Origin of the sequence: Nonomuraea sp. NPDC050643 (assembly GCF_040654715.1) — a bacterium.
In the GTDB taxonomy this organism is placed as follows: domain Bacteria; phylum Actinomycetota; class Actinomycetes; order Streptosporangiales; family Streptosporangiaceae; genus Nonomuraea.
Genome location: NZ_JBFAIM010000076.1, coordinates 43,185 through 65,959, shown reverse-complemented (window position 1 = coordinate 65,959; position 22,775 = coordinate 43,185). Strand labels below are relative to the sequence as shown.

Genomic DNA, 22,775 nt, shown 5'->3' with positions numbered 1-22,775 from the left:
TTCCGATCTCGGAACCCGGGAGCCGGGAGCCGGGAGCCGGGAGCCGGGAGCCGGGAGCCGGGAGTAAGCCCCAACCCACCCTCCCAAGTGCCCGCCAGCAGCGAGCAAGCCCAACCAACCGCCCCGAACACCCAACAGCGGAAAGCGAACCGCAACTCGCCTTCCCGGGTAGCCGGGAATGAGCCTCCACTCGCCCTCACAAGTGCCCGTCAGGGGGGGTCAGTCCCAGTTCGCGCATGACGAACGCCAGCCAGTAGGTCTGCTGTGCGACGACCGTGCTCCAGCCGGTGCCGCCGTGGCCCGCGCCGGACCACACGCGCAGCAGCACTGGATGGGAGGAGGTGGTGGCGGTCTGGGCCCTGGCGGCGAACTTGCGGGAGTGCCAGGCGGGGCAGCGGGGGTCGTTGGCCCCCGCGTCCAGCAGGATCGCCGGATAGGCCGTGCCGGGTTCCACGTGGTGGTAGGGCGAGTAGGCCATGAGTACGGGCGCGTCGGCCGGGTCTCGCGGGTCGCCGTATTCGGGCAGGGTCGCCATCGTGCCCAGTGGGTCGTGGGCCACGCGCATGAGGTCGAGTTTCGGTGCCTGGCACACCACCGCCCGCCACAGCTCGGGCCGCTGGGTCGCGGCCACGCCCGCCATCAGCCCGCCGTTGGAGGCGCCCTGGAAGGCCAGCCGGTCGGGTGCGGTGACCCCGTCGGCGATGAGCCGCTCGGCGATGGCGTACAGGTCGTCGAAGCTGTTCTGCTTGGCGTGCAGCCGCCCGCCCTCCCACCACTGGAGGCCGAACTCGCCGCCGCCGCGCACGTGGGCGTGCGCGTAGATCCCGCCCGCCTCCACGAACGCGGCCAGTGGCCCCAGGTAGGAGGCCAGCTCGGCGATGTTGAACCCGCCGTAGCCGTGCAGGAGTGTGGGCTGCGGGCGTGAGCGGTCGAGGTCGGCCCGGTGCACAAGGGTGCAGGGCACGCGCGTGCCGTCGGCCGAGGTGGCCCACACGCGGGTGGTGACGAGGCCGGGCAGCGTGTGGCCCGCCCCCTGCAGCCGGGTGAGCTCGCCGGTCTTCAGCGCGTAGTGGTAGACCGTCGGCGACTGGGTGTAGGAGGTGTAGCCGAAGGTGATCGCGTCGTCGCAGCCGACGACCTGGTCCATCACGCCGAGCGCGACGACGCCCTGGGCGATGGAGCTGACCGAGCCGGGGCCGGGCAGCGGCACCCGCGCCAGCTCGTTGCCGTCGAGGTCGAGGACGCGGACGCGGGAGACGGTGTCGACCAACTCGCCGAGCACGAGCCGGTCGCCGGCGAGTGTGACGCCGGTGAGCACGGCGTCACCGCCGGGCACCAGTTCGGTCCAGTCGGCCGGGTCGCCGGGGCCGTCGAGGGGGATGCGGACCAGCCGCCCGCGCGGGGCGCCCAGCGTGGTGACGGCCACGTAGGCGTCGCCTGTCACCACGCCCTTGTACAGGTGCTCGGTGTCGGTGATGAACTCGCGCCACTGCCAGGGCTCCTCCAGGCGGGCCAGGTAGTGGGGCCGGGGCCGCAGGTGGTCGACCTGCATCACCGCCCAGCGTCCGTCACGGGAGATCTTGGGGATGGCGAACGGGTGCGGGAGGTCGAGCGGCTCGGGCTCGGTGGGCGGTGGTTGCCCGATGCGATGGAAGAACAACCGCCACCGCAACACCGCCCCGGAACCGGCACCACCAGCGACTATGCGTCCGCCGCCCATCGCCCCAGCGCCGACCGTGGCAGCGCCGACCGTGGCAGCGCCGACCGTGGCAGCGCGGACCACGCCACCATCGCCCGGACCACCATCGCCGCCTGTACCGCCGCCGCCCGTTGCACCACCACTCGCCGTGCCACCACTCGGCGCGCCACCGCCGACCATGCCACCGTCCCCCGCCGTGCCACCGCTCGCCGCATTGCTCGCCGTGCTGCTCGCCGTGCTGCTCGCCGTGTGGTCAGCGGCTGTGGGGACGTTGGCCATGTAGAAGAAGCCGGTGCTGTCGGGTAGCCAGGCCACGGCGCCGGGTCGTTGTTGTGGCACGCCGTCCAGCAGCACCTTCCCGGTGTCGGTCTCGATCACCTTGAGCTCGGGCAGCTCGCGGCCCGCGGCGTCGATGGAGTAGGCCAGCAGGCGGCCGTCGGGTGACGGCTGCGGGCCGATGCGCAGCGGCGTGCCGTCGGACAGCTCGTTGAGGTCGATCACGGGCTGCCACGGCCCGGTGACCTCGCCGGCCGTCTCGAGCACCATGAGGTCGCGGCCCTCGGGGATGCGGCCGCGGAACCACCGTGGCCCGTAGCGCACCGGGGCCACCAGGTTTCTGGCGTCCATCTGCTCGACCAGCTCGCCGACGCGGGCGGCGAGGGCGTCGTAGTGGGGCCAGCCGTGCACGTAGGAGCGGGCGAGCTCGTCCTGGGCCCGCTGCCACTCCGCCACGCCGTCGCCGTCGTCGGCCTCCAGCCACTGGTAGGGGTCGTCGAACACCAGCCCCCCGACCTCGTTGTGCTCCGGCCGCTCCTGCGCGGCGGGATAGGGCATGCTCACGCTGAACTCCTTGCTGGGACGAATGTGATGGCGAAGGTGACCCGGCTGTCGTGCGGCTGGTCAGCCGGTGCCCTCGCGGGCCTTCCTGGCGCGTTCGAAGAAGTCCATGAGTGCGGGCAGGTCGCCCGCGTCCAGCCAGTCGATCTGGCGGCTGAGCTGCGCGCTCAGCTCGGGGCCGCTGCTGCGCCACAGCGCCATGCCGGCGGCCGTGACCCGCTCGTCGACCTGCCGGTCGCCGCTCTGGAGCCCGGCCGCCATCGCCTCCCAGCGGGTGGCCAGGGTCTGCACCCGGGGGTCGTCGACGGGCGTGCCGTCGAGCAGGTGCCGCCGAGCCTCGCGCAGCATGTCGAGCCACTGGGCGCGGATGCCGGCCATGCCCTCCTCGCCGATCTCCGCCCGCCGCCGCGCCAGGTGGTCGCGCAGCTCCTGGCCGAAGAAGGACTCGTAGACGGAGTGCAGCTCGAGCGCGGCCATGAACTTCTCGGGGTCGGGCATGACCTCCTTGTCGAGCATCCAGAGCAGGCCGCTGATCTGCTCCTTGAGCTGCCCGATGCGGGCGGCCCGCAGGTCGAGCTCGGCGAGTTGCGCGCCGAGCAGGGCGCGCAGCGCCGTCAGGTCGTCACCGGGCCGGTCGAGGACGCCGGCGATCTCCTCCAGCGACAGCCCCAGCCCGCGCAGCGCCCGCACGCGGTAGAGCCGCCGCAGGTCGGCCTCGGTGTAGCGGCGGTGCCCCGAGGCGGTGCGCTCACTGGCCGGGACCAGGCCGATCTCCTCGTAGTGGTAGAGCGTGCGGATGGTGACGCCGCTGGCCTTGGCCACCTCGCCGATGCTCCATCTCCGGTCGTTCTCGGTCACGCTACGACGGTAAGACCTCCCGCCACGGGAGGTTCAACTCCTTACTAAGAGTGATTAAACGACTACGGTACGGGTACGTGCCGGGTACACCGACCCTCACGAAGGGAACCCCCGTGCCCGGCACCGACCGCTGCGCCACCATGCCCGTCCACCACCAGCTCCTCGCGACCACGCCCCGCTACGCGGTCGCGCTGGCCGCCATCGAGAACGAGACGTTCGCCAGGAAGACCGCGCGGGCGGCCGCCAGACAGGAGGTGGTCACCATTCCCGTCGTGGTCCACGTCGTCTACCGCACCCCCGAGCAGAACATCGGCCAGGACCAGATCGACAGCCAGCTCAAAGTGCTCAACGAGGACTTCAGACGCGCCAACCCCGACGCGGACAAGGTGCCGGAGGTGTGGAAGGAGCTCGCAGCCGACGCGCGCCTGGAGTTCAGGCCGGCCGACCAGGACCCGTCCGGCGCGCCCACCACCGGGGTCGTACGCAAGGAGACCACGGTCGCCGAGTTCGAGCCCGACCACAGCGTCAAGCACGACGACCAGGGCGGATCCAGCGCCTGGCCGGCCGACCGCTACCTCAACATATGGGTGTGCGAGCTGAAGACCGCCCTCGGGTTCGCCACGTTCCCCGGTGGTCCGCCCGAGATCGACGGGATCGTGGTCCGGCACAGCGCGTTCGGGACGACGGGTACGGCCGAGGCCCCGTTCGACGGCGGCAGGACCGCCACCCACGAGATCGGCCACTGGTTCAACCTGCGCCACATCTGGGGCGACGACGACGGCGGCTGCTCCGGCTCCGACTTCGTCGACGACACCCCCAACCAGGCCGGGCACAACCGCGGCACCCCCGACTTCCCCAAGCTGAGCTGCGGCAACGGGCCCAACGGCGACATGTTCATGAACTACATGGACTACGTCGAGGACGCGGCCATGTTCATGTTCACCAACGGCCAGGCCGAGCGCATGGACGCCGCGCTGGCCGGGCCGCGCTCGTCGTTCCTGCCGTCGCCGCTCAGGGAGAGCATGCGGGCCGGCTCACCCGCGAACGCGAAGGGCTGACCGCGACCGTCAGGCCGGCGACCGGCGTTTCGAGCACCGTACCCCGCCCCGACCCGCCCCCGCCCGGCAGCCGCCGCAACCCCTCCGGCACGATCTGGTCCGGGCGACGGGGATCGAGGTGAAGACAGGCGACCGACGGCGAGCCGGGCGAAGACGTGGGCCTCAGGGCGGGAGAGCCCGGGCCGCCGCGCCCGCGCCCGTCGGCATCCGGAGGCAGTCCTGGTGCCCGCCCTGCCGATGCGCCCGCGCACGTCGTCGGACAGGTTGCGGCGCTCCCCCAGCCAGATCATGAACAGGCCGGGCCGCTCTACGCAGAAGGCCGCGAAGCCGTCGAACAGGTGGTCCAGCGCCTCGGCGGGCGGCAGGCCCGCGGTCTCGGCGGCGCCGGCCTCCATGAACCGGCGTGAGACGTCGAGCACGGTGGTCAGCAGCTCCTCCTTGGTGGCGAAGTGCCGGCGGACGGCCAGGCCCGCCGCCGCTGCCGATGAAGCCCAGGCCGGTGCAATCGAAGTCGCCGCCGGTCAGGTAGTCGATGGATTCGTGTTTTCGGCGGTCACGTCACGTGTTTGTGCATATCCGGAAACCTCCCCGCAACTCTTGACATACCAACCCGCCTCCTACCAGGCTTGTCATGAAATGAAAGAGCTTTTCACTCTGTGAAAAGACTTGGAAGGCGGCCACACCCCCATGAGCCACGAACCCGCGCTCGCCCAGCACGCCCCCGATCCCCCGGAGCCCCTGGCGCCACCCTCCGGCGCCCGGCTGAGAACGGGCGCGCAGGCCGTCCTCGTCGCCCTGTCGGTCTATGTCGCCGTCGAGTCGCTCGGCCTGCGCCTGTGGACGTCGTTCGGCCCCGGCCCGGGTTTCTTCCCGTTCGTGCTGGCCATCGCCCTCGGGCTGCTGGCGATCGCCTGGTTCGTCCAGTCGGTCCGCGCCGGCCGTGACAAGACCGCGGGAGGCGAGGCCGCGGAAAGCGAGGGGACGGACGTCCGGCACGCCGCCGCCGTGCTGGGCAGTCTCGTGGTGCTCGCGGCGGTCATGGACCTGCTCGGCTACCAGATCAGCGTGTTCCTGTTCCTCATGTACCACCTCAAGTGGCGGGCGGGCCGGAGCTGGGTCCTGTCGCTGGCGCTCTCCCTGGCCGGCAGCGCGGGCATCTTCTACGGCTTCGCCCACGGCCTGATGGTGCAGCTCCCGCCGTCGGGGATCCCGTTCCTGGCCGGCTGGGGGCTGTGATGGACGTCCTGGCCGACCTGCTCGGCGGCCTGTCCACCGCCCTGTCGCCGCAGAACCTCCTGTACGCCTTCATCGGCTGCCTCCTCGGCACCCTGATCGGGGTCCTGCCCGGCATCGGCCCCGTCGCCGGCGTCGCGCTGCTGATCCCGCTCACCCTCAACCTCGATCCGACCAGCGCCATCATCATGCTGGCCGCCATCTTCTACGGCACCCAGTACGGCGGCACGATCACCAGCGTCCTGCTCAACACCCCCGGCGAGGCCGCCTCCGCGATCACCACGATCGACGGTTACGCCATGACCCGGCAGGGCCGCGCCGGGGTGGCGCTGACCATCGCCGCGCTCGGATCGTTCGTCGGCGGCACCGTCGCCACCGCCGGGCTCGTCCTCGCCGCGAAGCCCCTCGGCGATCTGGGCCTGCGGATCGGGCCGCCCGAGTTCTTCGCCCTCATGGTGCTCGGCATCTCCCTGCTCGTCGCACTCGCCGGCCGGTCCATGACCAAGGCGCTCATCTCCGGCGTGCTCGGCCTGCTGATCTCCATGGTCGGCATCGACCCCGTGGCGGGGGCGCCCCGGTTCACCTTCGGCAGCGAGCGGCTGCTCGACGGCATCAGCTTCGTCGCCGTCATCATCGGGCTCTTCGGCCTGTCGGAGATCCTCGCCACGGCCAAGGGCGGCACGGCCCACGCGGTCGCGCCGGGGCTGCGCGCCCTCCTGCCCGGCCGGGCCGACCTGCGGCGCAGCGCCCCGGCGATCGCGCGGGGCACCGGCATCGGGTTCGCGCTCGGGCTCGTGCCCGGGATGACCGGCTCGGTGTCCTCGCTGCTCGCCTACGGCGCCGAGCGCAAGTTCGGCAGGCACCGCGACGAGCTCGGCTCCGGCGCGGTGGAGGGCGTGGCGGGCCCGGAGACCGCCAACAACGCCCACGCCAACGGCGCGCTGGTGCCGCTGTTCACGCTGGGCATCCCGGCCTCGCCGACGATCGCCGTGCTGATGGGGGCCTTCCTGCAGCAGGGGCTGACGCCGGGGCCGACCCTGTTCGCCGAGCACGCCGACGTGGCCTGGGGGATCATCGCCAGCCTCTTCGTCGGCAACGTCATCCTGCTGGTGCTCAACGTGCCGCTGGTGCGGGTGTGGACGTCGATCCTGCGCATCCCGTACCCGGTGCTGACCGCGCTGATCCTCACGTTCATGGTCGTGGGCACGTACACGATCAACTTCTCGGTCTTCGACGTGTTCGTGATGGTCGCCTTCGGGCTGCTCGGGCTCACGCTGCGCCGGCTGGACATCCCGCTGGCGCCCCTGGTGCTCACGCTGGTGCTCGGGCCTCTCATGGAACGTTCCCTGCGCGAGTCGCTCGAGCTGTCCCAGGGCGACCTCACCGTCTTTCTCACCCGGCCGATCTGCGCCGTCCTGCTGGTGGTGGCGCTCGCCATCGCCGCGAGCCCGCTGTTGCGGCTGCGCAAACCCGCCGTCCTGGCCGCGGACCCCGAGGCCTGAGACAACCCCCCGAAAAGGAGTCACCGTGAAACTCAAGATCGCCGTCACGGCCGTGGCCGTGACGACCGCGCTCGCCGCGTGCGGCGCCCAGCAGCCCGGAGGCGCCGCCGGCGCCTGGCCGCGCAAGGGCAAGCCGGTCACGCTGGTCGTCGCCTTCGCGCCCGGCGCGGCCGTGGACGCCGCCGCCCGCGTGGTCGCGCCCGTGCTGGAGAAGGAGCTGGGCACCAACGTCGAGGTGCTCAACAAGCCGGGCGCCGGCGGCCAGATCGGTTACACGGCGCTGGCCAAGGCCAAGGCCGACGGCTACACCATCGGCGCCACCGGCTCGCCGTCCGTCGTGGTCTCGCCCCTCGACCCGAGCCGCGGCGCCGCCTACACCCGGCAGAGCTTCCTGCCGCTCGGCATGCAGGTGCTCGACCCCATGCTGGTCGGGGTGGCGCCGGACAGCCCGTACAAGGATCTGAAGGGCCTGGTCGAGGCGGTCAAGGCGAAGCCGAAGAGCGTCACCGTCACCACCACGGGCGTGCAGACCGGCGAGCACTTCGCGCTGGCCGACATCCGGCAGAAGACGGGCGCCGAGTTCGCGCCCGTGCACTTCTCCGAGGGCGCCGCCTCCGCCATCGCCGCCTTCCTCGGCAAGCACGTCGGCGCGTACGTCGGCAACGTCAGCGACGTCAAGGACCTCGTCTCCCAGGGCAAGATCAAGGTGCTCGGCGTGATGTCGGCGCAGCGGAGCCCGTTCCTGCCGGACGCGCCCACGTTCGCCGAGCAGGGCTACCAGGTCGAGGCGGCGACCGCGCGCGGTTACTCCGCGCCCGCCGGGCTGCCCGCCGACGTCCGCACGAAGATCGAGACGGCGCTGAAGAAGGCCATCGAGGACCCGGCCGTGGTCGCCAAGATGAAGGCCCTCGGCCTCGCCACCGTCTACAAGTCGGGCCAGGACTACACCACGTACTGGACCGAGCAGGAGACCACGTTCAAGCAGGCGCTTCCCCTCGTCCGCAATGACCAGAGCTGAAAGGCAACGACCGTGAGTGACGCATTGACCAGGCTGGCCGCCCTGCCCACCGCCAACATCGGCGACGCGATGGAGCGCCTCGGCGTCCTCGACTCCAGGATCCGCCCCGTCTGGACGGGCGCCCGCGTGGCCGGCCGCGCCTTCACCGTGTGGACCCGATCGGGTGACAACGCGCTCATCCACCAGGCGCTCGAGGTCGCCGGGGAGGGTGACGTCATCGTGGTCAACGGTGGCGGCGACGAGTCCAGGGCGTTGATCGGCGAGCTGATCGGCCAGCGCGCCAAGAACCGGGGCGTGGCCGGGTTCGTGATCGACGGGGCCGTCAGGGACGCCGACGGGCTTGGCGAGATGGGCATGCCCGTCTTCGCGCGGGCGGTGACACCGGCGGGGCCGTACAAGAACGGGCCGGGTCATCTCGGCCGTACGGTCGCGGTGGGCGGCGTCGCCGTCGCGCCGGGCGACCTGATCCTCGGGGACGCCGACGGCGTCGTGGTCGTCCCGGCCGCCGAAGCCGAGACGGTCGCGCTGGCGGCGGAGGCGGTCTTCGCGCTCGAGGAGGGCAAACGGGCTGCCATCCTGGAATCCGCATGATCAATCCGACGCCGTGCCGGAGATCCGGCACCGCGAGGGCGAAGGGGTTCCGCCGATGACCTCCGGGCAGCCACAGCCGTCCATGCGCTCGGTCGAGCGCGCCTTCGACGTGATCGAGGTGCTGGAGCGCAGTGACAAGCCGCTGCGGCTCTCGGACGTCGCCCGGCGGGCGGGGCTGTCCCCCGCCACCACCCTGCGCCTGCTGGGTGTGCTCCAGCGGCGCGGGTTCGTGGTGGCCGAGCGGCAGACCTATCATCTCGGCCCGGCCACTCTCGCCGCCGCGCACGGCTTCCTCGTCACCGACCGGCTCGGCCGCGCCGCCACCCCGGTGCTGCAGGAGCTGGCCGCCACCACCGGCCTGACCACGACCCTGCACATCAGGTCGGGCCTGGAGCGCATCGTCATCGTCCGCGTCGACGGCGCCGACCCGCTGCGCTACCAGTTGCCCATCGGCCGCCGGCTGCCGCTCCACCTCGGCGCGGGCAAGGTGCTCGCCGCCGCCATGCCGCCGGACGAGCTCGACGCCCTCATCGCCTCGGTCCGCGACCTGGGCACGGCGGGCGGCAAGCCCACGAGCGAGGCGGACCTGCGCGCCGAGCTGGAGCTGATCGCGGAACGCGGCTACCACTACTCCCTCAACGAACGGGTGCTCGGCTCCTCGGGCATCAGCGCGGTCGTGCCGCCGGCCGACGGCCCGGCGGTGGCCGCGGTCGGCGTCTCCGGACCCGCCGAACGCCATCCGGAGAGCGAGATGCTCGGCTGGGTGCCCGAACTGCGCCGCGCCGCCGCCGCGCTCGGCCGCGCGCAGGACCTTTGACGACTTTTCCGAACTTCTAGCATCAAGGATTGATGAATCATGCGTTGTGCCGTCATCGGCCTGGGCGAGGCGGGCGGCGTCTATGCCGCCGCGCTGGTCAGGTCCGGCCACGAGGTGCTCGGGTACGATCCCGCGGCCACCGCCACCCCCGAGGGCGTCACCAGGGCCGCGACGCCGCGCGAGGCCGTGGAGGGGGCGGCGTACGCGCTCGTCCTGACCTCGGCCTCGGCGGCCCCGGCCGTGGCCGCCGCGTGCCGGCCCCATCTGGCGGACGGCGCCTGTTACGCCGACTTCACGACCGCGGCCCCCGCGGTCATGGAACGCCTGGGGAGCACGATCGGCGCCTTCGCCGACGTCGCCATCCTGGGCCCGGTGCCGCTGCACGGGCACCAGGTGCCCCTGCTGGCCAGCGGGCCGGGCGCGGACGCGATCGCCGGGCTGCTGCGACCGCTGGGCGCGCCGGTGGAGGTGCTCGACGGGCCTCCGGGCGCGGCCATGGGCCGCAAGCTGCTGCGCAGCGTGTTCATGAAGGGGCTGGCCTCGGTGGTCTGCGAGGCGGTGGCGGCGGGGCGGGCCGCGGGTGACGAGGGGTGGATCCGCGCCGAGGTCGCCCGGCAGCTCGCGGGCGACGGGCAGGCGGTCATCGACCGGTTCCTGACCGGCACCCGCACGCACGCCGTGCGGCGGGCGCAGGAGATGCGCGACACGGGCGCGTACCTGGACGATCTGGGCGTGCCCGCCGAGATGACCCGGGCGGCCGAGCAGACCCTCCTGAGGCTCTCGGCGCGCCCGGCCGGATGAGGCGCACCCGCGGATGGAGCGCGCCCTGCCGGTAGGGGCGCGCCCTCGGGTGAGGCGCGCCCGGTCGGTGGGGCGCCCGCCGCCCCGCACCACCGGTGAGGGCGGGGCGGCGGGCGCGCGCGGCCGTCAGACGAAGGCGCGGACCTCCAGGAGTCCGACCGAACCCTGGCCGCTCTGCAGCACGAACCGCAGCCGCGTGGTTCTCACGGCGCCGAACGTGACCTTGTTGGAGACGCCGGCCGCCGTCGCGTAGGCGCTCGCGCCCGGCACGTCGGCGTAGGCGCCGCCGTTCCAGTACTGCAGCCGCCACGAGGCCGGCACGCGCACGCCGCCGCCGTCGTCGAAGAAGTACGCCTCCGCCGACCTGATCGTCTGCGTCGAGGGCCAGATCAGCTCGGCCCACTGGGTGCCGGTCTCCGGCCAGGTGCCCCAGCGCGGGCTGGGCACGACCCCGTCGTTGATCGCCGCGACGCTCTCCCAGGGCGAGGTGTACGACGCCGAGGGCGTCGCGCTCGCGGCCAGGTTGGCGGCGGGTTCCGGCTCGCCGCCCCCGCCGAAGGCCAGGTCGTTGTCGCTGAAGATCGGGTGCGACGGGTTGACGTCCGCCTCACCGCCCCCGCCGTCGCAGCGGCGGTCGGGGTTGAACATCAGGTACGTCCCCGACCCGCACGCCGTGGCCGGCTCGGCGTCGCCCCCGATGACCACGCTGCCGTTGAGGTTGGCCCCGCCCTGGACCAGGGCGCTGTTCTTGACCACGGCGTTGCCGCCGACGGTCGCGCCGCTGTTGATCCAGGCCAGGTCCTCGACGCGGGCGTTGCCGCTGACCGTGCTGTTGCCGTACACGGCGGCCCGGGGGCCGACGTAGGCCGTGGCGGCGACGTTGGCCCGGTTGTCCACCCAGCCGCCACCGTTGGAGTGCCAGCGGCCGTTGCCCGGGGCGGGCGGGCGCGCGTGGCCCGGCTCGAAGCCCCACGGCGTGGCGCCCTGCAGGCGGAACTGGTACGGGTAGCGGTGGTTGCGCGGGTAGCCGTCGAGGAAGGCGTACTTGTGCACGGTTCCCGGCGCGCCGACGACCACGAGGTAGACGTCCCTCTCGCCCGGCTGGGTCTGGAAGGTCACCTCGCCGTTCGAGGAGTTGTGGACGGGGCCGTAGCGGGGGGTGCCGTTGCGGACCGCGACGAACCCGTACGACCAGCCCGACTGCGCCGCGGCGTTGACGTGGCCGCGGAACCGCATGCGGATGAGGCCGCCGTCGCTGCCGGGGACGAGGCGGATCTTGTTGTAGCCGTAGTCGGAGGGGGCCAGGGCGTCGGAGATGCGGAAGTGCCCCGCCGAGGCGTTGACCGGCTCCACCGCCACCCCGTTGTAGGCGGTGACGAACGGGTACAGGCTGGTGAGGAACGGCATGAAGTCGGCCCGGTTGGCGTAGTCCCAGGTGACGTTGCGCTGGGCGTACTCGCCGAGCCGGCGGTTGAGCTCCGTCTGGTCGATTCCGGAGATCCGGCGGTAGACCTCGAGCGGGTGCTCGGTGTTCCTGGCCTCGTTCCAGATCCGGTTGAACATGGCCGGCCCGTCGCGCTCCTTGATGTACTGCAGGAGCATCCAGGCGCCGTAGTGGTGGCGGCTGCTGCTGTAGGCCAGGTTCTCGGTGCGGATGAACCTGGTCAGGTCGCCGGCCGCCGTCCTCGGATAGACCTGCATCGCCATGAACTCGGCGCTGGCCTCCCAGAACGTCCCGGCGCTCGCGTGGGTGAACCCGAACCCCGAACGGCCGAGGAAGGTGTAGTTCTGGAACACGTGGGCCAGCTCGTGCGCCAGGCCCCACGACCCGGACAGCGCGGCGCCGGGGGCGATGTTGATGACGCCGACCCTGCCGTCCACCGAGCCGCCGGTGGCCCAGGCGTCGAGCGGGGCGTTCGACCAGGTCCTGGTGACGATGACGATGATCTTGTGCTGGGCCAGCAGGCCGGTCTCCGGGGTGAACCGCATGGTGTTCACGTAGAAGGAGTAGAGGTTCTCGAGCTGGCCGAGCACGTTGCCGGGATCGAACCGGTACGGCTCGGGGGCGCTTGCGGGGTTCGTCCCCGACCGGTCGCCCCAGAGCAGGATGAAGTTGGCCGACTCCCTCGTCCGCGCGCTGACCCACGGCACCTCACCGGTGCTCTGCCAGCGGGAGGGGATGTAGACCGTCTTGGCCATCGCCGCCTCGGCCGGGGTGGCGAGCAGCGCGAGGATCAGACAGAGGACCGCCGCGACCCTAGATGCCATACCGGCTCCTCAGATGGCGCCACCAGTCACGGAACATCCACGCGTCGAACTCCGTGATCTGGGCGGCGCTGCCGGCCTTCATGAGGAAGCCGCCCACGCCGGTCGGCGTCCAGTCGTAGAAGTCGTCCAGGCCGAAGGAGTGGCCCATCTCGTGGAGCAGGATGTGCACGTTGTCGGTGTTGAGGTTGGACATGTAGTACTCGCTGCCGATGCGCTGTCCCCAGTCGCCGCCCGCGCCGCCGCCGAACCCGGCGGTCAACCAGAGCGACATGTCGTAATGGTGGGAGGGGCCGCCCGGGCAGTTGGGGTACTGGCCGTTCTGATTGAAGAACCGGCCGCACGGCTCGGCGCACTGGGGCGCGTTCTCGCGGATGTTGTTCACGTAGATGTCGACGGAGTTGTCGCTCCACTGGAGCTGGTTCCGGTCGCGTACGGCCCAGCCCACGACCTTGACCGGCACGTTGGTGTACGGCCAGGCGTTGTGGCCGACCATGAGGTCCATCCACTTCTTGAACTGGCGGGCCAGCGTGGCGTGGATCTGGTCGCGCTGGGCGGCGGTCACCGTGGCACCGGTGTCCCAGCGTACGCAGTAGTTGATCGAGCCGCCGTTGGCCATGACCTGGTCCCAGCCGTAGTTGCGGAACCCGTACAGGTTGGGGTAAGTGCTTTCGACGTGCTGCCATACCTGGTTGAGCGGGGTGACCAGGTTCGCGGGCGGGTTCCAGCCGCTCTGCGGCGGCGCGCCCTCGCCGATGGCCTTGACCTCCAGCAGCCCGACCGAGGCCTGGCCGCTCTGCAGCAGGACGCGCAGCCTGGTGGTGCTCACCGGTGAGGAGAAGGTGACGGTGTTGTAGGCGTTGACCGCGGTCGGGTAGGTGCCGGGGATGTCGGCGTAGGCGCTGCCGGTCCACCGCTGCAGCCTCCAGGACGCGGGCACCCGCACGCCGCCGTTGTCGTCGAAGAAGTACACCTGCGCCGAGTTGAGCGTCTGGGACTGCGACCAGGTCAGCAGTGCCCACTGCTCGCCGGTGTTGGGCCAGGTGCCCCAGCGGCGGTTGACGGTGTCGTTCGAGCCGGGCGGGTCGATCCCGTCGTTGATCGCGGCGACGCTCTCCCAGGAGGAGGTGTAGGACGCCGACGGGCTCGCCGAGAGGGCCAGGTTGACCGGGGCCGCCGACGCGGGCGCGGCGGGGATGAGGAACAGGCCGGTGGCGACGAGCCCGGCCAGGATGACGGACGCTAATCGTCTCACTGCGGATCCTCCCTGTTAGCGCTAACACTCCGAACCCCGAAGTGCTATGTCACACACTTGCGGTGGAGAGAGAGTGTTGGCGCAGCGGCGGGGCCCTGTCAAGGCCCGCGCCGCCATCGTCAGGAAGGGTTGTCAGTGACCTGCGGCCGGGGGTGAAACTTCCACGGCTCAGTCGATCGCCTGGTACGCCGTGGTCCAGAAGTCGCGGTGCAGGCGCGCGGTGTCGGGCGTGTCCATGGCCGCCTGGGTGAGCAGCACGCCGGCGAGGCCCTCCCGCGGGTCGGCGTAGGCGGTGGTGCCCAGGCCGCCGTCCCAGCCGAACTGGCCGGGCGAGGCGAGGTCGCGGCGGTGGGTGCGGACCGCCATGCCGAAGCCGTAGCCGCCGTGCCGGCCGAAGTGGTCGCCGAAGGCGTCCTTCTCGGTCTTCTGCCCCGGCGTCAGGTGGTCCATCGTCATCAGCTCGACCGACGCCCGCGACAGGACGCGCTCGCCGTCGAGCGTCCCCCCGCTCAGCAGCATCCGGTAGAAGGCGTGGTAGTCGTCCACGGTGGAGACGATGCCGTCGCCGCCCGCCTCGAAGACCGGGGGCGTGGCGTACTTGCCGCCCGCCGCCTCGTCCCAGACGACCAGCTCGCCGCTCTCCGGGTCGTGGGCGTAGCTGGTGGGCAGCCGGTCGATCTTGCCGGCCGGCACGTGGAAGCCGGTGTCGGCCATGCCGAGCGGCTCGAACAGCCGCTCACGCATGAACGCCCCCAGCGACTGCCCCGTCACCCGGGGAACGAGCACGCTCAGCACGTCGGAGCCGGTGTGGTACTGCCACAGCTCCCCCGGCTGGTACATCAGCGGCAACTCGCCCAGGCGGCGGATCCACTCGTCGGGCCCGAACGCGGGCGAGGTGGTGTCCAGGCCCAGCTCGCGCATGGCGACTTGGATCGGGTAGGTGTCCGGCGCCGCCAGGACGACCCCGAACCCGAAGGTGAAGGTCAGCAGATCGCGCACGGTGATCGAGCGCCGGGCGGGCACGGTCTCGCCGATCGGGGCGTCGATGCTCGCCAGCACCCGCCGGTCGGCCAGCTCGGGCAGCCAGGTCTCGACCGGGTCGTCCAGCCGCACCCGGCACTCCTCGACCAGGATCATCACGGCGGCGGCGGTGAGCGGCTTGCTCAGGGAGGCCATCCGGAAGATCGTGTCCCGCCGCATCGCGGGGCCGCCACCGGCGTGCATCGTCCCCAGCGCCTCGACGTGGGTGTCGGATCCCCGGCCGACCAGCGCGACCAGTCCGGGCACCGCCCCGGAGTCCACATGACGGGCCAGGACCTCGCGCATGCGGCCCAGCCCGGCCTCCGACAGGCCCGGCCTCCGACCGTCGCGCTCCTCCCAGTGCCCCTTGGCCCCCCACGCGCCCCTGCTGTCCCAGGTGCCCTGCATGTCCCAGCTCGCGGCCTTGGTCATCACTATCTCCTTGCACACAGCGTTCCTTGTTGCGAACACTGTACGCGAGGGAGGTCAGCGGGCGCAACCGGGATGGAGTTCGGTGAACAGCCGGAGCGTCGACCGGCCCGTACGGGCGGGCCAGCGCAGGCTCCTGGCCGGGAAGGTCGTCTCCAGGACGATCTTCAGGGAGCGGGAGGGGAGCTCGGCGCAGAGCCCGGAGACCTCCGCGGTGATCACGCGGTGGCCGAGCGCCAGCCGGGCCCGCCCGGTGAGCCGGTTCGGGGCGGCGGCGGGCTCGAGGCTCACCGACTCCCAGACCAGCTCGTCCTCGCCGGCCGGGATCCGCAGCGCGAAGCCCGCCAGCCGGCCGTCCGGGCTCAGGTAGAAGGAGCCGTGGAAGCAGGCCGGAGCATCGAGGGGCGACCTCTTCGACGACAGGGACACCTCGCTGGCGTCCATCGCGATCCGCCAGATGTGGATCAAGGGGATTCACCTCGCAGTCGAGGCGGCCGGCACGGCATGCCGGCCACCACACTGAAGACGCGGCGGACCGCCGCGATGTGACACCCCTACGCGCGCACGGCGTACGCACCGCTCCGGCGGGTCCGGCCGGCAGCCGGCGAGGCCGGTCTCGGCCAGCGTCCGGCCACCCTGGGTGAGGGTGGCCGTGCCGGTGGCCGCGCCGTCCGTACCGGCCCGGCCCGCGCCGCCGTCGGCGAACAGCGCCCCGGCCGCGACCGTCACCTCGTCCCCGGTACGCCCGGCGCCCAGCCCCGCGACGGACGGCCCGGTCACCGCGGCGTTCCACACCTCACGGCTGTGCCCGCGCCCGACGGCCCTGCCGCCGTCGGCCAGGAAGGAGTCGCCGACCTCGAGCGCGCTGTCCCACACGAACCCCGGGCTCCGGTGGTACGTGCGCGTGCCCGGCAGGCCGATCTCCCCGTCCGCTGGGCCGTTCACCGGGCCGTTCACCGGCGACAGGAACAGGGACGGGTCGTCACCGAGCCGGGGCCCGGTCAGCGGCGTGCCCTTGGCCGCCACCCCGGACCCCCGGTACGCGGCCGTCACCTCGGCCAGATCGGCCCGCCTGGCCGCGCAGGAGGGGTCGGCGGGGAACCCGTCGGTGTAGCGGGCGACAAGATCGTAGGAGTCGTCCGCGTTCAGCCAGAACGTCCGCAGGAACGAGCGCAGCCCCTTCTGCCGCACGGGGACGAAGGAGAACCTCGACCTCACGTCCTCGACCGACCATTGCGAGAAGGCCATCCCCCAGGGCCCGAACTCGAGCTGCACCTCGCTCCGGGGCCGCGGGGCCGCGGCGGGGTCGTCCAGCGTGATCCGCGCCGTCCTGGCCCGGCGGGCGTCCACGGTCACCTCCTGGTCCGCCCCGCCGACGGTCAGCGCGTCGTGGGCGATCGTGGTGCCCAGCCCGCGCCCGTGGATCTCCGTGTACAGGTTCCACCGGCCCTTGGGCAGCCGGATCCGGGCGGTGCCGTCGCGGAAGGGCTGCCCAGGGTTGTTACCCGCCCCTGCCCACCCTTCCGGCGCCCGAAGTCGTCAGACTGCTGGCCATGCCGTCGTCATCGCTGATCTCCGTCACCCCGCTGCTGCCCGTCGCCATGCTCGCCCTGATCGCGCTCGGCGGCCTCGCCGCCTGGCTGGGGCGGCTCGGTCACGGCCGGGCCGTCGTGACGGCCTGCCTGCGGGCGGCCCTGCAACTGGCCGCCGTGTCCGCGCTGATCACGTGGGTGGTCGCCTACTCGGCGGCGATCGCCGGGTTCATCCTGCTCATGTACGCCGTGGCCACGTACACCGCCGGTCGCCGCGTCACCGGTTCGGGCAGGGGCTGGTGGTGGGCCGGGATACCGGTGGCGGCGGGCACCGCGCCGGTGCTGGGCCTGCTGGCGGGGTTCAAGGTGATCTCGGGGGCGGGCATCGTGGTCATCCCGGTGGCCGGGATCCTGCTGGGCGGCTGCCTGACGGCGACGGCCCTGGCGGGGCGGCGCGCCGTGGAGGAGCTGACCCAGCGGCGGGGAGAGGTGGAGGCCGCGCTGTCGCTGGGGTTCATGCCCAGGGACGCGGCCATGGAGATCTGCCGGCCGGCGGCGGCCCAGGCGCTGGTGCCGGCCCTCGACCAGACCAGGACCGTCGGCCTGGTGACGCTGCCCGGAGCGTTCGTGGGCATGCTGCTCGGCGGGGCGAGCCCGCTCGAGGCGGGGCTGGTGCAGCTCGTGGTGCTGGTCGCGCTCCTGGCCGCCGAGGCCGTCGCGGTCCTGGTGACGGTCGAGCTCGTCAGCCGCGGCCACTTCACTTCCTGACCCGGTGCTCGTCGTGCACCCCGGCGGCGTGGAACCACGCGTCGCCGCGCAGGTCCCGAAGACCATGGTGCCCGAGTACACCGGGGTGGGCCACGGCCAGTACCGCAACAGCCTCTGCGCCCGCACCCACATCGAGACCTACCTCACGAGCTTGAAGCTGCCGTCCGCCGGCGGTTCGCTTCACGGCGCGGCGGCGGGTCAGGGCTTCCCGGGCGATCGGGGCCAGCCGGATTCGAGCAGGTCGAAAATGGCGTTCATCGCGGCGAGGGGGTCGGGCTCGGTGCCCGCCAGCTCGGGGATCTCCAGCACGTAGCGGGCGAGCGCGCGGACGGTCATGTCGGAGGGGTCGCGGCCGCTCTCGGCGGCGATCGCCTCGGCCAGGGCCCCCTCGCTGGCGATCCAGAGCTTGCGCGAGTATTCCCGCAGCGCGGGCGTGCCGACGATCAGGTCGCGCTTGCTCCGCAGGCCGGGCGGGAGGTCGTCGGTGAAAGGCCCCCGGCCGGCCATGCAGCGGCGCAGGGCCTCCAGCACGGACTGGCCGGCGGGCCGGTCGCGGACGGCGGCGACCAGCCAGACACGTCGTTCGGCGCCGTCGTCGAAGATCAGCGCCTCTTTGCCGTCCGGCACGTGGGCGAACAGGGTCGCGATGGAGACGTCGGCCTCCTCCGCGATCTGCGCCACGGTGACGCCGTCGTAGCCGTGCTCGGAGAACAGCCGCAGCGCCGCGTCCGACAGCGCCTGGCGGGTCTGTGCCTTCTTGCGCTCGCGGCGCCCCATCGTCGTCGCCATGCCCCCATCGTAGCCGAAACCTGGAACACATCTGAATCTGAAGTGGTTATAGTTTCTGAGTAAGTTCAGTTTTCTTTTCGATGGAGGCACTCCATGGCAACCCCCGTGACGGCCGGCCCGCCGTCCACCCGCCGGATGTGGTCGATCTTGGGCCTGGTGCTGCTCGCCGACGCCCTCGACATGATCGACGCCACGGTCACCAACATCGCCGCGCCCACCATCGCCGCCGAACTGCACGGCGGCGAGGGCCTGATCAAATGGCTCGGCTCGGCGTACATGCTGGCGATGGGCGTCCTGCTCGTGGTCGGCGGGCGGCTCGGAGACAAGTACGGCCAGCGCAGGCTCTTCCTCGTCGGCATGGCCGGCTTCACGGCCGCCTCGGCGGTGGCGGGGCTCTCCCCCGACCCCGTCCTGCTGGTCGTCGCCCGCGCCGCGCAGGGCGCGTTCGGGACGCTGCTGATCCCGCAGGGCATCGCGATCATGACCAAGACGTTCACGCGTGACCTGCTCACCAAGGCGTTCGCCCTGTTCGGGCCCCTGCTCGGCGTCGCCTCGGTGGGCGGCCCGATCCTGGCCGGGCTCCTCATCGACGCCGACATCGCGGGGTTGTCCTGGCGGCCGATCTTCCTGGTCAACCTGGTGCTCGGCGGGCTCGGCCTGGTGCTGGCCGTGCGGCTGCTGCCGTACGACGACGGCGACCGGGCCACCGGCGTGGACGGCGTGGGCTCAGGGCTCCTCGCCGCCGCCATGTTCGGCCTGCTGTTCGGGCTGGTCGAGGGGTCGGGCGACGGCTGGACCGCGATCCCCGTCCTGGCGGTCGCCGCCGGCCTGGCGTTCCTGGCGGCCTTCGCCCGCCGCCAGGTCACCGCCGCCGACCCGCTGCTCAAGCCGTCCCTGCTGCGCAACCGCGGCTTCGGCTCCGGCCTGCTCGTCGGCCTGATCGTCTTCGCCGCCACCACGGGGCTGGTGTACGTCCTGTCCCTGTTCATGCAGCAAGGGCTGCGCGCCTCGGCCCGGGAGGCCGCCCTGGGCCTGCTGCCGATGACCGTGGGCATCATCGTCGCGGCGGGGGCGTGCATGGCGCTGATCAGGAAGCTGGGCCGCATCCTGGTCTTCGCCGGCCTGGCCGTCATCCTGATCGGCTGCGGCTGGCTGTTCGTCCTGGTCACGACCTCCGGGACCGGCCTGAGCCTGTGGGCCCTCGCCCCGGCCGTCTTCCTGACCGGCCTCGGGATGGGCACCTGCTACGGCACGATCTTCGACGTCGCGATCGGCGACATCAACCCGGACGAGGCCGGCAGCGCCAGCGGCTCCCTGTCGGCGATCCAGCAACTGGCGGCCGGCATCGGCTCGGCCGCCGTCACCTCGATCTTCTTCGAGTCGATCGCCTCCGGCGCCGGCCACGCGCTGACGACCAGCCTCGTCGTCGTCGCGGCCCTCACCGCCGTCACCGTCCCCGCCGTGACCCTGATGCCACGGCGGGCGGCCGAAGAGCTCCAGCACTAAGGAATCCGACATGTCCTCCCTCCACAGTCCCTGGGACGTACGTCACCTGCCGTCCGCCGAGGGCAAGACCTTCCTCGTCACCGGCGGCAACGCGGGCATCGGCTACTTCGTGGCCGAACAGCTCGCCGGCACCGGCGCCACCGTCGTCCTCGGCAGCCGCGACCCCGCCAAGGCCGAGGCCGCGCGGGGCTCGATCCGCTCCCGCGTCCCCGGCGCGCGCGTCCGTCACCTCCGCCTCGACCTCGCCGGCCTCTCCTCACTCAAGACCGCCGCGGACTCCCTGCGGCTGGACCGGCTCGACGCGGTCGTCTGCAACGCCGGCGTGCTGCTCGACCATCCGCCACGGCGCGAGAGCGCGGACGGCCACGAGCTGATGTTCGCCACCAACCATCTCGGGCACTTCGCGCTGGTCCGGTGGCTGGCACCGCTGCTGACGGCCACCCCGGCGAGCCGGGTCGTCACCACCGGCAGCTTCACGGCGAAGTCCGAGAGCCTCGATCCCGACGATCTCCAGAGCACGTGTGACTACCTGCCGAAGCGCGCGTACGCGCGATCCAAGCTCGCGCAGATGCTCTTCGGCCTCGAACTCGACCGCCGCCTGCGCGCCGCCGGCAGCACGACGCTGAGCGTGCTCACCCACCCGGGCGGCGCGCTCGACTCCCTCACCCCCTCACGCCCGGGGGTCCGCCTCCGCACCACCGGCGAACGGCTGCGCGGCCTGCCCGCCGGCCTCCTCCTCCAGGGCAAGGAGGCCGCCGCCTGGCCCGCCGTCCGGGCCGTCCTCGACCCGTCCGTACGCGGCGGCCAGCTCTGGGGACCGCGGGTGTTCGGGATCCGCGGCCTGCCCGCCCTCGAACCCGTCCGGGGCCACCTGGCCGACCCCGCGCTCGCGGCGCGCGTGTGGGCCGCGAGCTCCGCTCTGACCGGTCTCGACCCCGACTGGGATCTCGGGTGAGCTACCGTGGCGTGCGGTCTGATCATTCGCCCGGGAGAGAGATGCGATCTGAGCGACGGCTGCGCGAGGGGCTCCGGCACGTCCACTGGATCGGCGGCGGGTCCGGCGCGGGCAAGTCGACCATCGCCCGCCGCATCGCGGCCCGCCACGGCCTGCGCCTCTACGACACCGACGAGGCCATGGCGGACCATGCCCGCCGGAGCACGCCCGAGGACAGCCCATTCCTGAGCGCGTTCGCCGCCATGGACATGGACGAGCGGTGGGTGAGCCGGTCTCCCAAGACCATGCTGGAGACGTTCCGCTGGTTCCAGGGTGAGGGCTTCGGCCTGATCGTGGACGACCTCCTCCGCCTGCCGCGAGATCCTCCCGTGCTCGCCGAGGGCTTCCGGCTGCTGCCCCGGCTGGTGGCGCCCCTGCTCGCCGAGCCGCGCCGGGCCGTGTGGCTGCTTCCGACGCCGGACTTCCGCCGGGCCGCGTTCGACAGCAGGGGCTCGCTGTGGTCGATCGCCGGCCGGACCGGCGATCCGGAGAGGGCGCTGCGCAACCTCCTCGAACGCGACCGCATGTTCACCGAACGGCTCTCCGAGGAGGCGCGGCGGCTCGGGCTCGGCGTCGTCGAGATCGGCACCGCGATGACCGAGGACGACCTGGGGAGGCGGGTGGCGGCGGCGTTCGGGCTTTGACCGGCCGCGGCGGGAGGCAGCACGGCACCAGGGCATGCTGGTCACCAGGCCCAGGCGGGGTCGCCCGTCGCCGACGCGGCCCAAAGGCGGTCGCGGGCGTCGGCGTCCCAGGCCGGGGCGGCCACGGGGCAGACGCCGCGCAGCGGGTCCTGGGGTTCGGGCACCATGGAATTCTATATTGTTCGGAACGATCCGAACAATATAGAATTCACGTGTGACGGGTGTCGAGGAATTCGTGGAGAGCGTCGGCCTGTACTTCGAGCGGCTCGGGCTCAGCCGGACGGCCGGTCGCGTCATCGGCGCGCTGCTGGTAACCGACGACGACTCCGCCGACGCCCCCCGGCTCTGCGAGAGCCTGGGCGTGGCCAAGAGCAGCATGAGCGTGGCCCTCGGGCAGCTCGAGCGGGGCGGCCTCGTGGAGCGGTTCCGGCCGCCGCGCGGGCGCCGGGATCACTACCGGCTGGCGGAGGACGTCTCCGGGCGCGCGTTCAGGGCGAAGATGGACGAGTTCACCGCGTTCACGGAGCTGGCCGAGCAGGGGCTGAGCGTGGTCGGCGACAACCGGCGCGGCAGGGCCCGGCTGGAGCTGATGCACGACATGTACGCCTTCATGGCCCAGGAGTTTCCCCGCCTGCTCGATCGGTGGGAAGAGGAGCGGGCCCGGCGCGGATAGCCCTCCACGCCGGCCAGTTGCCCGGGCGGCCGCGATCGCCCTTAATGTGCACATGACGTCGAGCATGACCATCGGCGAACTCGCCGCCCGGTTCGGACTGCCCGCGCACGTGCTGCGTCACTGGGAGAGCGTCGGGCTGCTGGCCCCGGCCAGGCATGAGAGCGGGCACCGCCGCTACGGGCAGGCCGACGTGCGGCGGGTCGCGATGATCCAGATGGGCAAGGAGGCGGGGCTCGGGCTCGGCGCGTTGCGGCAACTGCTGTCCACGCCCGACCCGATGGACCACACCGACCTGCTCACGGCCCACGTCGAAGCGCTCGATCAGCGCATCGCCCAGGCGCGGGCGGCCAAGGAGCTGATCGAGCACGCCCTGGCCTGCCCGCTCAGCTTCGACGACTGCCCGCACGCACGCGAGCGGATCGACGCGCACATCCCCGGCACGACCTCGGGATGAGCGGCCCGCGCATGCGCGGGCTCCAGACGCGA

Annotated in this window: 22 protein-coding genes; 13 read left to right on the top strand and 9 right to left on the bottom strand. The window is 72.3% G+C overall.

What is annotated here, in order from left to right:
- Positions 1 to 196 precede the first annotated feature (196 nt).
- Together AB0I15_RS55730 and AB0I15_RS55725 are read right to left on the bottom strand one after the other, a co-directional pair.
- Positions 197 to 2,533 carry a prolyl oligopeptidase family serine peptidase gene (locus tag AB0I15_RS55730; protein WP_358116205.1) on the bottom strand — a complete coding sequence of 779 codons (2,337 nt, stop codon included), beginning with the start codon at positions 2,531 to 2,533 and terminating at the stop codon, positions 197 to 199.
- Positions 2,534 to 2,599: 66 nt separating this feature from the next.
- Complete coding sequence (locus AB0I15_RS55725) at positions 2,600 to 3,394, bottom strand: MerR family transcriptional regulator (RefSeq protein ID WP_358116200.1); 795 nt, start codon at positions 3,392 to 3,394, stop codon at positions 2,600 to 2,602.
- Positions 3,395 to 3,507: 113 nt separating this feature from the next.
- Here AB0I15_RS55725 and AB0I15_RS55720 point away from each other — a divergent pair, with 113 nt between their 5' ends.
- The 7 genes from AB0I15_RS55720 (at position 3,508) to AB0I15_RS55690 (ending at position 10,414) form a co-directional block, all read left to right on the top strand.
- Complete coding sequence (locus AB0I15_RS55720; RefSeq protein ID WP_358116197.1) at positions 3,508 to 4,452, top strand: zinc metalloprotease; 945 nt, start codon at positions 3,508 to 3,510, stop codon at positions 4,450 to 4,452.
- A gap of 687 nt (positions 4,453 to 5,139) precedes the next feature.
- Positions 5,140 to 5,688, top strand: coding sequence for a tripartite tricarboxylate transporter TctB family protein (locus AB0I15_RS55715; protein WP_358116194.1), 549 nt, complete (start codon positions 5,140 to 5,142; stop codon positions 5,686 to 5,688).
- Entirely contained in the window at positions 5,688 to 7,187 is a 1,500-nt protein-coding gene (locus AB0I15_RS55710; protein ID WP_358116191.1) for a tripartite tricarboxylate transporter permease, read from the top strand. The genes AB0I15_RS55715 and AB0I15_RS55710 overlap by 1 nt, the downstream gene beginning before the upstream one ends.
- Positions 7,188 to 7,212: 25 nt before the next feature.
- Positions 7,213 to 8,205, top strand: coding sequence for a tripartite tricarboxylate transporter substrate binding protein (locus tag AB0I15_RS55705; RefSeq protein WP_358116189.1), 993 nt, complete (start codon positions 7,213 to 7,215; stop codon positions 8,203 to 8,205).
- Between the two features lie 12 nt (positions 8,206 to 8,217).
- The gene (locus AB0I15_RS55700) at positions 8,218 to 8,796 is read left to right on the top strand and encodes a methyltransferase (RefSeq protein WP_358116186.1); all 579 of its coding nucleotides are present in this window, start codon (positions 8,218 to 8,220) and stop codon (positions 8,794 to 8,796) included.
- Between the two features lie 55 nt (positions 8,797 to 8,851).
- The gene (locus AB0I15_RS55695; RefSeq protein WP_358116184.1) at positions 8,852 to 9,613 is read left to right on the top strand and encodes an IclR family transcriptional regulator; all 762 of its coding nucleotides are present in this window, start codon (positions 8,852 to 8,854) and stop codon (positions 9,611 to 9,613) included.
- Positions 9,614 to 9,652: 39 nt separating this feature from the next.
- Complete coding sequence (locus AB0I15_RS55690) at positions 9,653 to 10,414, top strand: DUF1932 domain-containing protein (RefSeq protein WP_358116182.1); 762 nt, start codon at positions 9,653 to 9,655, stop codon at positions 10,412 to 10,414.
- A 126-nt stretch (positions 10,415 to 10,540) separates the two neighbouring features.
- Here AB0I15_RS55690 and AB0I15_RS55685 read toward each other — a convergent pair whose 3' ends face one another.
- The 5 genes from AB0I15_RS55685 to AB0I15_RS55665 form a co-directional block, all read right to left on the bottom strand.
- On the bottom strand, positions 10,541 to 12,682 hold the full coding sequence (locus AB0I15_RS55685) for a DUF6055 domain-containing protein (protein WP_358116180.1): 2,142 nt from the start codon (positions 12,680 to 12,682) through the stop codon (positions 10,541 to 10,543).
- A complete protein-coding gene (locus tag AB0I15_RS55680) occupies positions 12,672 to 13,934 on the bottom strand; it encodes a hypothetical protein (protein ID WP_358116178.1) in 1,263 nt (420 codons plus the stop codon). Before AB0I15_RS55680 ends, AB0I15_RS55685 begins: the two co-directional genes overlap by 11 nt.
- 168 nt (positions 13,935 to 14,102) lie before the next feature.
- Positions 14,103 to 15,386, bottom strand: a complete 1,284-nt coding sequence (locus tag AB0I15_RS55675) for a serine hydrolase domain-containing protein (protein WP_358116176.1) — start codon at positions 15,384 to 15,386, stop codon at positions 14,103 to 14,105.
- A gap of 54 nt (positions 15,387 to 15,440) precedes the next feature.
- Positions 15,441 to 15,851, bottom strand: coding sequence for a hypothetical protein (locus AB0I15_RS55670; RefSeq protein WP_358116174.1), 411 nt, complete (start codon positions 15,849 to 15,851; stop codon positions 15,441 to 15,443).
- A gap of 6 nt (positions 15,852 to 15,857) precedes the next feature.
- Complete coding sequence (locus AB0I15_RS55665) at positions 15,858 to 16,733, bottom strand: hypothetical protein (RefSeq protein WP_358116172.1); 876 nt, start codon at positions 16,731 to 16,733, stop codon at positions 15,858 to 15,860.
- Between the two features lie 203 nt (positions 16,734 to 16,936).
- Between AB0I15_RS55665 and AB0I15_RS55660 the strand changes: the two genes are divergently transcribed.
- Entirely contained in the window at positions 16,937 to 17,683 is a 747-nt protein-coding gene (locus AB0I15_RS55660) for an ABC transporter permease (protein ID WP_358116170.1), read from the top strand.
- Positions 17,684 to 17,881: 198 nt separating this feature from the next.
- On the opposite strand, the gene AB0I15_RS55655 is transcribed toward AB0I15_RS55660, so the two are convergent.
- Positions 17,882 to 18,472, bottom strand: a complete 591-nt coding sequence (locus AB0I15_RS55655) for a TetR family transcriptional regulator (protein ID WP_358116168.1) — start codon at positions 18,470 to 18,472, stop codon at positions 17,882 to 17,884.
- 93 nt (positions 18,473 to 18,565) lie between these two features.
- Between AB0I15_RS55655 and AB0I15_RS55650 the strand changes: the two genes are divergently transcribed.
- From AB0I15_RS55650 to AB0I15_RS55640, 3 genes are read left to right on the top strand one after another with little or no spacing between them, the layout of a single operon-like run.
- Positions 18,566 to 19,978, top strand: a complete 1,413-nt coding sequence (locus tag AB0I15_RS55650; RefSeq protein WP_358116166.1) for an MFS transporter — start codon at positions 18,566 to 18,568, stop codon at positions 19,976 to 19,978.
- Positions 19,979 to 19,988: 10 nt separating this feature from the next.
- Entirely contained in the window at positions 19,989 to 20,933 is a 945-nt protein-coding gene (locus AB0I15_RS55645; RefSeq protein ID WP_358116164.1) for an SDR family NAD(P)-dependent oxidoreductase, read from the top strand.
- 41 nt (positions 20,934 to 20,974) lie between these two features.
- Entirely contained in the window at positions 20,975 to 21,616 is a 642-nt protein-coding gene (locus tag AB0I15_RS55640) for a shikimate kinase (RefSeq protein WP_358116162.1), read from the top strand.
- Positions 21,617 to 21,657: 41 nt separating this feature from the next.
- On the opposite strand, the gene AB0I15_RS55635 is transcribed toward AB0I15_RS55640, so the two are convergent.
- A complete protein-coding gene (locus AB0I15_RS55635) occupies positions 21,658 to 21,783 on the bottom strand; it encodes a hypothetical protein (RefSeq protein ID WP_358116159.1) in 126 nt (41 codons plus the stop codon).
- A gap of 47 nt (positions 21,784 to 21,830) precedes the next feature.
- On the opposite strand from AB0I15_RS55635, the gene AB0I15_RS55630 reads away from it, so the two are divergent.
- Both AB0I15_RS55630 and AB0I15_RS55625 read left to right on the top strand, forming a co-directional pair.
- Entirely contained in the window at positions 21,831 to 22,289 is a 459-nt protein-coding gene (locus AB0I15_RS55630) for a MarR family transcriptional regulator (protein WP_358116156.1), read from the top strand.
- A gap of 64 nt (positions 22,290 to 22,353) precedes the next feature.
- Positions 22,354 to 22,743, top strand: coding sequence for a MerR family transcriptional regulator (locus AB0I15_RS55625; protein WP_358116154.1), 390 nt, complete (start codon positions 22,354 to 22,356; stop codon positions 22,741 to 22,743).
- Positions 22,744 to 22,775 lie beyond the last annotated feature (32 nt).